Annotated in this window: 1 protein-coding gene; it reads right to left on the bottom strand. The window is 52.5% G+C overall.

Features of this window, described 5'->3' with window-relative positions; genetic code table 11:
- On the bottom strand, positions 1–444 hold a 444-nt coding region (locus AD928_RS14540), incomplete at its 3' end, for a hypothetical protein (RefSeq protein WP_156469997.1).
- Positions 445–703: the final 259 nt, after the last annotated feature.

A 703-nucleotide genomic window follows, 5' to 3' on the forward strand; every position in this document is an offset into this window, starting at 1 on the left:
CCGGCACAAAACCGTTACAAGTCCAAAACGCTTACGTTTATGGCCTAAATTACGGGACCGCTTTCCGGGAGGAGGTGGGGGGTGATAGCCGGTCGGGAAAGGATCATGGGGCTCGACCAGCAGGGTGTCCGCACCGTTCAGAGCATCAAGGGTCTGTCTGCAGCGTTGCCAGGACAATGGAATGTCCGGATGGTGAAAATATGCACGGGCCGCGATGTGTAAAGGTCGTCCGAGAAAAAACCTGGCTTCGTGAAGGATCTTGTGACGCATCCTATCGTAGGTTTCGAATGAATAAGGGGGAACAAGTGTGGGGTCCTGTTCTGAAAGAAAATCTGAAGATTTTTTGCTTTGATCAAGGGTTTTGTAAATAGTTCTGAGGGTGTCAAGCTGATCGAAAAGACTATTGCGGCTAATCTGGCTCAGTTCATCGTCCTGTTGAGACATGAATAAAGACCGGAAGCTTTGTCCATCAGGGGGGGGGCGGCGGCGAGGGTTTCCCGCAGACCCTGTTCAAGAAGGATCTGCGCCACCCGAAGCCACGCAGTTGGGGAGGGGGGGGGCATTGGAGTGATTGGCCGGATGATGTTGCGGTCGTTTGGGAAAGGCGCGTCTGCTCTGGTGTGAGGCACTCCAAAAGGAGTGCCTGCATACGATAGTTAAGAAACCTGTCTTTTACGTTTAGAGCGTTTTCTGCGCTGAATGA

Origin of the sequence: Acetobacter cerevisiae (assembly GCF_001580535.1) — a bacterium.
GTDB lineage: Bacteria > Pseudomonadota > Alphaproteobacteria > Acetobacterales > Acetobacteraceae > Acetobacter > Acetobacter cerevisiae.